This is a genomic window from Dolichospermum circinale AWQC131C (assembly GCF_000426905.1).
Taxonomy (GTDB): Bacteria; Cyanobacteriota; Cyanobacteriia; order Cyanobacteriales; family Nostocaceae; genus Dolichospermum; species Dolichospermum circinale.
In genome coordinates this window covers 236-1,142 of sequence record NZ_KE384660.1, presented here as the reverse complement: position 1 = coordinate 1,142, position 907 = coordinate 236, and the positions used below count along the sequence as shown (strand labels likewise).

Below are 907 nucleotides of genomic sequence, written 5' to 3'. Positions count from 1 at the left end.
AGAACTTAGGTTTAAATTGGTGCGAGTAAAGGTATAAACCAAGTTAGTCGCACCGTCTTCTTGAACAGTGGCAGGACTGACACTGACAGTTACAGAAGGTAAGTTAGCCGCCGCCAAAGCGTTAAAAACATTGAGCCGCTTACCAGAAACCGTTTTACCGGCAAGGGATGCCAGGGGGTCGCCCGTGTTCATTAAGGTATTTTTCACCTGTTGGGCTGTCCAGGTGGGATTTTGAGACCAGACTAAAGCCGCAGCCCCGGCAACGTGGGGAGTCGCCATTGACGTGCCAGAATAGGTGGAATAAGTGTTATTAGGCGTGGTGCTATAAATGTCTGAACCTGGTGCGCCTAAGTCCACACTAGTCAATCCATAGTTGGAGAAGGAAGACAGGCTACCAGTGTTTGTGGTGGAAGCAACAGAGATAATATTAGCTAAGTTGTAGCTGGCGGGATAGGAGGGGTTTGTGTCATTGTTATTAGACTCATTACCGGCCGCCGCAATAAATAAAGCTCCCTGTTGTCCAGCGGCATTAATGGCATCATACAAAGCTTGGCTATAGCCTCCACCTCCCCAGGAGTTGTTGGTTATTTTCACGCCCTTGGCTGTGGCATAGTTAATTGCTTTTATGGCGTTGGAAGTAGAACCCGAACCAGTATCATCTAAAAACTTCAGGGGCATGATTTTAGCATTCCAGGCCACCCCTGTCACGCCGACCCCATTATTTCCTTTACCAGCAATAGTTCCCGAAACATGGGTGCCATGTCCGTCCACATCACTGGGATTGTTATCGTTATAGGCAAAGTCCCAACCGCGAATGTCGTCAATGTAGCCATTGCCATCGTTGTCAATGCCATCGTTGGCAATTTCCCCTGGGTTTGTCCAGATATTGCCAACTAGGTCTTGGTGA

At 48.3% G+C, this 907-nt stretch carries 1 protein-coding gene; it reads right to left on the bottom strand.

Annotated features, from left to right (window positions below):
- On the bottom strand, positions 1-907 hold a 907-nt coding region (locus tag ACIR131C_RS23750; protein WP_196811827.1), incomplete at both ends, for a S8 family peptidase.